Origin of the sequence: Chroococcidiopsis cubana SAG 39.79, from assembly GCF_003991895.1 — a bacterium.
In the GTDB taxonomy this organism is placed as follows: Bacteria; Cyanobacteriota; Cyanobacteriia; order Cyanobacteriales; family Chroococcidiopsidaceae; genus Chroococcidiopsis; species Chroococcidiopsis thermalis.
The window spans coordinates 1-8,812 of record NZ_RSCK01000154.1 but is presented as its reverse complement, the minus strand read 5'-3'; the positions used below and the strand labels follow the sequence as shown (position 1 = coordinate 8,812).

Below are 8,812 nucleotides of genomic sequence, written 5' to 3'. Positions count from 1 at the left end.
GAAATTACCTTTGATGTAAAACTATTGCTATGTATCTATCTTAGCTCATTTAACCTTAAGTTTTTGTTTAAGTCTCGTTAATAACTATTGAAAATTTATAATTGCTTTTAATCTCAGAAAAAGTAGCATTTTTAACTATTTCTGTAGATGGATGTTTGCCTTTTTTCTAGTAGCTAAATTGAGGAAATAGTGGGTCTTTTGCAGATAACTAACATTTTATTTCGAGCGGGATAAAATCGAACAAAAGAGACCTGGCAGAAACATCATATTTTATCTGCTAGTCAAAAAAAAGCTGCGAAAGCTCATGCATAGATAGATTCAACCGTAGATGTTTGCGGTTGAATTTCCAATGGAAGAATCAGTGACAACTTAGAAAAAAATCAATTTCTCTCAAGTTATAGCTGTTTTCGCTCCTCATAACACAGTTACGAGCAGTTTTTGAAATGCTTGCTCGTACCATTGTTATGCATGAATTACAAATGACAAATAAAAAACTTTTGAGTGTGGTGAAAAATGCAAAGATTTACAAAATATATCTTCTTATTGACACTTAGCATCTTAATAGCTCCGTTTGCAGGTATCAATTTATTAGCAGCGCAAACAAATATATCAACGTCAGATCGGGCGATCTCCTCCGAGCTTAATTCGATTGAAGAAACTAAAGTACAAAGTCTAGCAGAAAACTCGCTAGCCCAAGTTACATCTGTCTCGCAATTATCAGACGTGCAACCTACTGATTGGGCGTTTCAGGCATTGCAATCTTTAGTAGAAAGATATGGAGTTATTGCGGGTTATCCCGATGGCACTTTTCGCGGTAATCGGGCAATGACTCGCTATGAATTTGCAGCTGGATTAAATGCAGCTTTAGACAGAATTAACGAATTAATTGCCACAGGTAGCGCCGACACTGTTAGTAAAGACGATTTAGCAACAATACAAAGATTACAGCAAGAATTTGCTCCCGAACTTGCAACTCTTCGCGGTAGGGTTGACACGTTAGAAGCAACGACGGCAGAACTAGAAGCCAACCAGTTTTCGACGACAACTAAGTTGGAAGGAGAAGTTATCTTTGCCCTCATCAGTTTGATTGAGGGTGACAATGCTGCTGGCGAACCAGTAGATACTAACCCAACTGCGAGTTACAGGGTGCGCCTCAATTTACAAACTAGTTTTACGGGCGAAGATCAACTCACAACACGTTTGCAAATGGGTAACGTCGTCCCTCTAGGCGGGACAAATAGCGGTGAAACACTGACAAACGAAGGGCGGATCGAATTTGATGGCGATACAGGCGGAGATGCCCAACTGGGGTTACTGCGCTATCGTTTTCCGGTGGGCGATCGCACCAACATTTACTTAGCGGCGGCGGGTAATGGTTTTGTCGATCTCGATGCTTCCTACCAGTTGACTCCCTTCTTAGATGGCAATGCCGTATCATTGTTCGGTTTGCGCAACCCAATCTATAACTACAGTGCTGGTACTGGTATAGGAATCAGGCATTTCTTTAATGACCAAATCGAACTAAATTTGGGCTATCTAGTTCCCACCAATAACGCTAGTAACCCCTTCCCACAGAACGGTCTGTTCGACGGTACGTATGCTGGATTAGCTCAGATCATCTTCAATCTCAGTGACAACTCTAGGTTCGGTCTGTCTTATATCAACTCCTACTCCCCCACTGGAGGCGACGATCCTGATGTAGAGCCAAATACCGAATTAACGCCTTTTGGTACGAGTACTGGTAGTAACCTATCGAATAGCAGCTTTGGTAGACCCGTCAGCGTCAATGCCTACGGTTTTTCGGGTACGTTTAGGCTTAGTCCGGGTCTAGCTATTAGCGGTTGGGTGGGACATGCCAACCATCGTTATATTGGTAGGGGAGATGGGAGTATGTGGACTTGGGCAGCTAGCTTGAACTTTCCTGACTTAGGCAAAGAAGGTAGCGTAGGCGGTATTATAGTCGGCATGGAACCGAGACTAACAGAACTTGACAGCAATCTCGGTAGCCCCGATCGCGATACCTCTTTGCATCTGGAGGCGTTTTACAAGTATGCACTCACAGATAACATCCAAGTGACTCCGGCAATTATTTGGTTAACTGCACCAGACCACAATGCCGATAATGACGACATCATCATCGGTGCAATTAGAACTGTGTTTCGGTTCTAGGACTAAATCTGGGTAGGATTGCGTCCTACCCCCTTACATGACTCATCTACCCAATTTGGCAAATTCGTGACGGGCAATCGTGGCGGAACTCGATCTTCTGGTTTGTAACTTGAGCGTACAGGTGATTGTACTGGCACTTGAGTCGGTTGCGCTCTGCCATTGCCATGCCCGTTTCCATTGCCGTTACCATTTTGATATGGTGCTGCCTGCATAGGCGAAACAACACCGTTACTAGCTGAGCTTATCTGTAGCTTTGTCGGTGTTTTTGAAGCTTTCAACTCCTCGTCTGGATTAAAGTTTAGCCCTAAAGCCGCTACAATTTGGTCGGGGTCGCTATTTAACTGGGCGACAAAAGGCAGCACCTCAATTAGTTTTGGCTCTAAGTTGGTTACGACTGCCAAAATGAAACTAGAACAAGGGCGACGCTTGCCATCAAACGTTCCCCAAATCCGAATTTTAGTCAACCAAGGGCGGTTCTGCTGATAGTAAATCAGCCATTTGACCTTAAGAGCGTGGCGTAGTTGCTGAATGTTCACGACCTACCTCAATCGCAGTTCAAACAACAAAACAGCATGGCTAAGTCTTGCACCTAAGTCAAGATGCGATCGCACTTTTCTAATTGTTTCATTTCATTATCTCACCCTTATTCCCTCTTCTGCCTTTGGTGGTCATTTGTCATTAGCAAACAGGATGTAGGATGTAGGGTGTGGGGTGTGGCGAGTTAATTGCGACTTGCGAGTTGCAACTTGAATTGTCTCCTAACTCCTCAGTTTTGACTTTTGACTTTTGACTTTTGACTTTTGACTTCAAAAAAAAGACCAGCTTCCCATAGCTAGTCCAGTCAACTTATATTACGTTGTCGGCTACGATATTGAGGAATACCAAAACTGTGCGTTCCCATCGCTACAGCGGGCAAAAGCTTTTCCTCCCAACTGATATTGTAACGAGAAACACAGACTTTTTTAACAAAATTCACAAATTCTTGACTTAACTGAGCCAGAAGGTAGATGTTGCAAGGCAATAATTTGAAGTAATCATTAAGTTCGATCGCCATGCCTTGAGTGGAGAGGAGTAAATTTTTACTTCTGCGAGGGGCGTCAGACTTAACATCCGTGCGTGTAACTAGTTCGATTGTTGCAGATATTGCTCTGCTTGCAAAGGTTGCCCCCAAATCACCTGCTCTTGTTTGTAAATGGCAATTCCTGGCTTTGCTCCTTTTGGCTTGTAAACATATTTCGGCTCTGTATATATCACTGGTACGCGATCGCTTTGACGGGCGCGGCTGTAGTAGGCAGCAAAGTCAGCTGCAAACTGTAAGTCTGCTTCCTCTGGTTCAGCCCCAGGTGTAACCCGCATCAAAACGTGACTGCCAGGAATTTCTTGAGCATGAAACCACAGATCGTAATCTCCGGCAACGCGAAAAGTCAATTGGTCGTTTTGGCGGTTGTTGCGTCCGACGAGTAGTTCAAAGCCACTGGGGGTAGAATAGCGATGAAAATTAACGCTGGAATCTTCATTCGCATTTCGCCGTCCGTAATCTGGTGCTTTGAGATATTTCTGTTGGATCAACTCCTCGCGAATTTCTTTGAGAGCTTCCAAGTCTTCTGTAGATTGATACTTATCGACTTGAGCAACTGCGGCTTCGACTTGCTCTAGATAATCGCGTTCCTGTTCTACCTCGGCTAGTAGCGGTTCTACCGCACCTCTTGCTCGTTTGAGTTTACCCGCTTGCTTGTATAAACCTTGGGCATTCTGAATCGCATTTTTTTCGGGATTGAGGGCGATCGCTATTGGTTCTCCCGTTTCAAAGTCTGCTAGCGTAATTGACTTCATCCCTGGCAGCCATTCTTGGAGGTGAGCCATCAACAAGTCTGCCTGTTGGCGATAGCTATCGGCGCGATCGGATTGCTGCAAACGCGCTTTAAAGCTATCGATCTTTTGCTGTAATTTTGCCAATAAGCTCTGAATTTTTTGACTTAACTGATATTGGAGTTGGCTGAATTCCTGTCTATTGAGTTGATTTGTATAATATTGGTTAAGTAACTCTTGAACGCTTGCTACAGGCTGAATCGCATTCCATTTTAAAACCGTGTATCCCGTTGCCGTCCAACCAGGAGAAAATTGGGCTGTTGCTAATGTTTGCAGCCACGCCTGCCAGTAATGAAATAGCTGCTGCCAATCTTCTGTTGTCAAGCTATCTGTAGATTGCTCTGGATCTAAATCAGCTGCTTGCGCGATCGCCTCTATTAAAGTAGGACTGATACCGCGATAGCTTTTGAGCAAACAGCGTTTTAAAGCCGATGGTACGAGGCTTACCCGTTCTTGCCAGCGCGAAAACGGCTCATCTAAAGCTGGAGCTGTCCCCGTCAGTGCGGGTGGTAATTCGTAACTTTGCCCAGTCTGAATTGGACGCACGCTCGATTTCTGGGGGCTGACTTGATGTGCGGCTGTAGTAATCTCGTTTGCAGTATTTGTCAGGACGACATTACTATATTTGCCCATAATTTCCACGTATACGTGCCAAAGTACGGGTTCCCCTGGACGACGGGCAAACTGTAAATCGACAACTCGTTCCCAAGGGACGACGGGACGACAAGAAGTGAGAGCTAAACCATTAAGTTGGTGCAGTAATTGTTGGCTAAAAGTAAAAGTATCTGGTTGTCGTGGTGGTGGAGTACCGATGCAAATGTGGGCTGCTTGAGGATGCCAAGATATTTCTAGCCATCCACGCCGATCGAGTGTCCGTAGCGCTAGCAAAATCGTGTAGCGATCGCGTTGATAAACCTGCTCCAAACGAGCTGGAATCCAATCTTTACTCAACTCGCTACAAGCAGCAGTAAGTGTCGTGAAGTCAACTGGTTGCAATTGAGGGATCTAGGGGTAAGGGATGAACTCAGAAGTCAAAAATTGTAGGGGCGGGTTCACCAGAAATACTGGTCAGAGTCAAAGACTATTGGTAAACTCGCCCGTACAGGTGTCAGAAGTCAGATTACTGATAACTGACAACTGATAACTAATAACTAATTTTTCTTTTCTCTGTCTTTTGAAGGATATCTAAAGATAGATATTGGATAAAAATGCGCTCGAACTAAATAAAAAGCCTGGTTTTTGGGTGATTTTAGCCTTGTAACTCCAAATTTTTATAGATACCATGAAAAGTAGATATTTATTTGCCTCTCGCGCCGCATTTTTTGCGTTAATTTATCATGGACATTCAGTTAATCAACATCGGTTTTGGCAACATTGTATCTGCTAACCGAGTCGTTGCCATTGTCAGTCCAGAATCCGCACCTATCAAGCGTATCATTACTGACGCACGGGATCGAGGACAGCTAATCGATGCGACCTACGGTCGGCGGACGCGGGCTGTGATCGTAACTGATTCCAGCCATGTGATTCTCTCAGCAATCCAACCGGAAACAGTGGCGAATCGATTTGTGATCGGTCGCGACCATCATGGAGACAATTGAGCTGGAGAAGCAGTAGTATGTGAAATAAACCATTTCGTTTTTTTCACTACAAAATTGGGAACGCGGATGACGACAGGTTTGCCTACTCAAATTTCTCCTACCGTAATTCCAGGCTCGAAGGCTGGTCGGTTGATTGTACTCACAGGTCCTAGTGGCGTAGGCAAAGGTACGCTCATGCAATTGCTTTTGCAGCGTCACCCCCAGCTTTACCTGTCAATTTCAGTCACGACGCGCAGCCCTCGCCCTGGAGAAATTCACGGCAAACATTATTACTTCGCGAGCCGTGAAGAATTTCGACAAATGGTCGATCGCGGCGAATTACTAGAATGGGCTGAATTTGCAGGTAACTGCTACGGGACTCCTCGTCAACCAGTGGCAGAAAAGATCGGCGAGGGAAAAACTGCCATCTTAGAAATTGAATTAGAAGGAGCAAGACAAATCCGCGCTTCTTTTCCTGAAGTGCTACGCATTTTTATCTTACCACCTTCAATGGAAGAACTAGAGCAACGCTTGCGCAGTCGCGGTCAAGATTCAGAAGAGGCGATCGCTCGTCGTCTGCGCCGCGCTCAAGCCGAAATTAATGCTGCTGGTGAATTCGATTACAAAGTCATCAACGATAATCGGGAAGCGGCACTGCAAGAAATAGAAGCTATTTTATTTCCCGATTCTAGGCAAGATTAACAAATTAAATTGGTAATGAGTAACAGGTAATTGACAAACAGCAACTACCTATTACCTATTACCAAACTACGTTATGAAAATAGCCCACCAAAAACGTTCTTGATGATAGCTATATTTGTTAGCACGAAGTAGGCAAACACCGCGCCACCAACGCCTCCAATCAAGAAGCCACTAATATAGTTGTTCCAGCTTTCTGGTGATTTGAAAGTAGAAGGAACTTGACCACCAGTGGTAGTAGTAGCAACAGGTTGAGGTGGATTGCTAGCAGAATACAAAGCCATAGTAGCAGTCATGATTGCCACCATACCTAAAGTACTGATCAATCCAGCAATGTTGGCAACATCTGTATCGCGTAACGGACCTAGCTTAGTAAAGGGTCCGAGTACCCAATAGCCATGTGCCATCCCAACTTCCAAACCCCGCCGCATGTCGGTAATACCTGGGCGATAGGCAGGTAAGTTATTAATAAACCACTTCACCAAGCCGGAAGAATTTACTGGTGTTTCTAAGTTACTATTCTGAGGATCGCGCCCAGCAGGAAAGACAACTTCTTGATTTCTAGGATCGCCGGGTCTATTTTTAGATGCATCTATTGCTTGCGCCATATTCTCCGTATGATATCAATAAGGTCGTGGCATCATTTTAGGTGAATAATTGTAGCCAAATATCAATTTAGACAGAGAAGTTAAAAAAAATTAATTTAGCGATCGCCGCTTTATAGCAAGCAGCAAACACGCGAGTTCTCACTCTGTTTGCGTGGCGCAAAACTATTTCTTTTTGCGTTGTGCAAAACTACTTCTTTTTGCGTTGTGCAAAACTATTTTTTCTATGTAAAATCTACCAATCGCGCGATCGCTTATGCTGTCATTCCAATTTTAATACTCAATATTGAGACTTATAATATTGGGCTATCTCTAGAACTTATTATGTGTAGCGCTACATGCTTAAATTTCAGACTCTAGCTAGATGTGAGAAACTAATTAGTTTTAGCTCACGGCATTGGGTGAAAAAGTAAGTCAGGAAAAAAGTAGTTAAAAATTGCCCAAGTCGTGAAAGCCACAGATACAGCAACCACAGCCAGCACTGGAGCTAAGGAAAGATACCTCTGAAGATAGTGTTTTTGTTCGTTCTCGTTCTGTTTTTGCATGAATTTTGGTCTCCCGACCAGTGTAATGATTTGCTAAAGCATGAAACGCGCTATGCACTTAATTGATAGTAATTTGCGAGTTTCAAACCGCCATCATCCGCTTGGTCGATCGACCGTCAGGCTGTTAAGAACCAGAGGGTAGAGAACAGAACGAAAAAAGAGTAGCAACGATCGCAATTCTCTCCGATCTATCCCCTCACCTCTAGCTCAAACACCCCTACTTATGGCAAGGGATGGAAGAGAAGATCGGGGAAGAAGTAGTTAAACACAATTAACCACACAGCTGTTTCAGCCAGCCATGCAAATAGCAAAACTGGTGCGAGAGAAAGATATTGCAGAAAATATTTTTGTTGCATTTGTAGCTCTCCCAAGTATTTCAAACAAAGTAACGTTCAATTAGCGCGGAGAAATGGGGATTTCTTCGTCTTTAGCAGTGAGTTCGCCTGAGAGCAACTCTTTCACGGCGGCTAGGGGCCAAGCAAACGCTGACACCATGCTCTGAAATGCTAAGGGAACATCAATGATGACTTCTTTGATTTCGGTTTCACTAGCATACTTTTTCTTGGTGGCTTGCAGATAGGCACGCCCCGCCCAGCCGATCTGACCGGCAATGTAGAGAAACATAATGCTAGGAATTAAAAAATCGCCAGCGCGATCGAGACGACCATCAACAACCAGGTGGGGTAGACCTTCAGGACCACACATTGCTTGAGCGTACCGCTCAAACCGCTTTTCACCCGATTGCGGATCGGCAGTTGTATTGCGGGCTGCTTGTGCCCGTTGAACAAATGCAGGAGAGTCACTGCAACGTACTAAATTAACTTGCTGTGCTTGAGCTGGTGGAGCAAATGTAAACCACAGTCCACCAATAACTAAGATCAGCGCAAACAATCGACGCATGGAATTGTTTCCTTTTGTTACAAAACAAAAAGTTTATTTTACAAAATGAATCAGTTTGTACAGTATGTTTGCACGCACTTGGAAGCAATCATACTCTCGCGCGCGATCCTAGTAAAGTTAGAGCAAATCAAAGTTTAAGCTACTTAATATAGGGAGTAGGGAGCAGTTATCAGTTATCAGTAACCAGTTGTCAGGGAGACAAGGGAGACAAGGGGGAACTCGGGGCCCCCGCGACCGGAGGGAGTGGGGATTAGGGGGCGAAGGGGGACAAGGGGGACAAGGTTGCTGAGGGAGCAAGACAAGTCGCAGGTCGCAAGTCGCAAGTCGCAATTAATTCACCATACCCCACACCCTACACCCCACACCCTACACCCTACACCCCACACCCTACACCCTACACCCTACACCCCACACATCCCACATCCCACACCCCACACCCCACACC

At 44.6% G+C, this 8,812-nt stretch carries 11 protein-coding genes; 4 read left to right on the top strand and 7 right to left on the bottom strand.

Going from position 1 to position 8,812, the window contains the following annotated elements:
* The first annotated feature begins 513 nt into the window (after window positions 1-513).
* Window positions 514-2,169, top strand: a complete 1,656-nt coding sequence (locus tag DSM107010_RS35435) for an iron uptake porin (protein ID WP_106168738.1) — start codon at window positions 514-516, stop codon at window positions 2,167-2,169.
* A 2-nt stretch (window positions 2,170-2,171) separates the two neighbouring features.
* Here DSM107010_RS35435 and DSM107010_RS35430 read toward each other — a convergent pair whose 3' ends face one another.
* The 3 genes from DSM107010_RS35430 to DSM107010_RS35420 form a co-directional block, all read right to left on the bottom strand.
* Window positions 2,172-2,705: a DUF5331 domain-containing protein gene (locus DSM107010_RS35430; RefSeq protein WP_015153884.1), complete on the bottom strand. Its 534-nt coding sequence runs from the start codon at window positions 2,703-2,705 to the stop codon at window positions 2,172-2,174.
* Window positions 2,706-3,010: 305 nt separating this feature from the next.
* On the bottom strand, window positions 3,011-3,223 hold the full coding sequence (locus tag DSM107010_RS40980; RefSeq protein ID WP_041462411.1) for a hypothetical protein: 213 nt from the start codon (window positions 3,221-3,223) through the stop codon (window positions 3,011-3,013).
* A 68-nt stretch (window positions 3,224-3,291) separates the two neighbouring features.
* Window positions 3,292-5,034 carry an Rqc2 family fibronectin-binding protein gene (locus DSM107010_RS35420; RefSeq protein WP_106168737.1) on the bottom strand — a complete coding sequence of 581 codons (1,743 nt, stop codon included), beginning with the start codon at window positions 5,032-5,034 and terminating at the stop codon, window positions 3,292-3,294.
* Window positions 5,035-5,375: 341 nt separating this feature from the next.
* Between DSM107010_RS35420 and remA the strand changes: the two genes are divergently transcribed.
* Both remA and gmk read left to right on the top strand, forming a co-directional pair.
* Complete coding sequence (gene remA / locus DSM107010_RS35415) at window positions 5,376-5,639, top strand: extracellular matrix/biofilm regulator RemA (RefSeq protein WP_015153886.1); 264 nt, start codon at window positions 5,376-5,378, stop codon at window positions 5,637-5,639.
* A gap of 66 nt (window positions 5,640-5,705) precedes the next feature.
* A complete protein-coding gene (gene gmk, locus DSM107010_RS35410) occupies window positions 5,706-6,320 on the top strand; it encodes a guanylate kinase (RefSeq protein WP_015153887.1) in 615 nt (204 codons plus the stop codon).
* A gap of 71 nt (window positions 6,321-6,391) precedes the next feature.
* Here the strand turns inward: gmk and DSM107010_RS35405 are convergent, their stop codons facing one another.
* The 4 genes from DSM107010_RS35405 to DSM107010_RS35390 all read right to left on the bottom strand — a co-directional run bounded on the left by DSM107010_RS35405 (window position 6,392) and on the right by DSM107010_RS35390 (window position 8,367).
* A complete protein-coding gene (locus tag DSM107010_RS35405; protein ID WP_015153888.1) occupies window positions 6,392-6,925 on the bottom strand; it encodes a photosystem I reaction center subunit XI in 534 nt (177 codons plus the stop codon).
* Between the two features lie 386 nt (window positions 6,926-7,311).
* Window positions 7,312-7,467 carry a photosystem I reaction centre subunit IX / PsaJ gene (locus tag DSM107010_RS35400; RefSeq protein ID WP_015153889.1) on the bottom strand — a complete coding sequence of 52 codons (156 nt, stop codon included), beginning with the start codon at window positions 7,465-7,467 and terminating at the stop codon, window positions 7,312-7,314.
* Window positions 7,468-7,688: 221 nt separating this feature from the next.
* The gene (locus DSM107010_RS35395) at window positions 7,689-7,823 is read right to left on the bottom strand and encodes a photosystem I reaction centre subunit IX / PsaJ (protein WP_015153890.1); all 135 of its coding nucleotides are present in this window, start codon (window positions 7,821-7,823) and stop codon (window positions 7,689-7,691) included.
* 40 nt (window positions 7,824-7,863) lie between these two features.
* Window positions 7,864-8,367 (bottom strand): photosystem I reaction center protein PsaF subunit III, encoded by a 504-nt coding sequence (locus DSM107010_RS35390; RefSeq protein WP_015153891.1) that lies wholly within the window; start codon window positions 8,365-8,367, stop codon window positions 7,864-7,866.
* Window positions 8,368-8,610: 243 nt separating this feature from the next.
* On the opposite strand from DSM107010_RS35390, the gene DSM107010_RS39085 reads away from it, so the two are divergent.
* Window positions 8,611-8,812, top strand: a 202-nt coding sequence (locus DSM107010_RS39085) for a hypothetical protein (RefSeq protein ID WP_158631953.1), incomplete at its 3' end; no start/stop codon positions are given.

What these genes read in the sequence shown, in the direction of transcription:
- DSM107010_RS35435 (WP_106168738.1), top strand. Translation starts at nt 514, where the DNA reads ATGCAAAGATTTACAAAATATATCTTCTTATTGACACTTAGCATCTTA.
- DSM107010_RS40980 (WP_041462411.1), bottom strand. Translation starts at nt 3,223, where the DNA reads ATGGCGATCGAACTTAATGATTACTTCAAATTATTGCCTTGCAACATC.
- remA (WP_015153886.1), top strand. Translation starts at nt 5,376, where the DNA reads ATGGACATTCAGTTAATCAACATCGGTTTTGGCAACATTGTATCTGCT.
- gmk (WP_015153887.1), top strand. Translation starts at nt 5,706, where the DNA reads ATGACGACAGGTTTGCCTACTCAAATTTCTCCTACCGTAATTCCAGGC.
- DSM107010_RS35405 (WP_015153888.1), bottom strand. Translation starts at nt 6,925, where the DNA reads ATGGCGCAAGCAATAGATGCATCTAAAAATAGACCCGGCGATCCTAGA.
- DSM107010_RS35400 (WP_015153889.1), bottom strand. Translation starts at nt 7,467, where the DNA reads ATGCAAAAACAGAACGAGAACGAACAAAAACACTATCTTCAGAGGTAT.
- DSM107010_RS35395 (WP_015153890.1), bottom strand. Translation starts at nt 7,823, where the DNA reads ATGCAACAAAAATATTTTCTGCAATATCTTTCTCTCGCACCAGTTTTG.
- DSM107010_RS35390 (WP_015153891.1), bottom strand. Translation starts at nt 8,367, where the DNA reads ATGCGTCGATTGTTTGCGCTGATCTTAGTTATTGGTGGACTGTGGTTT.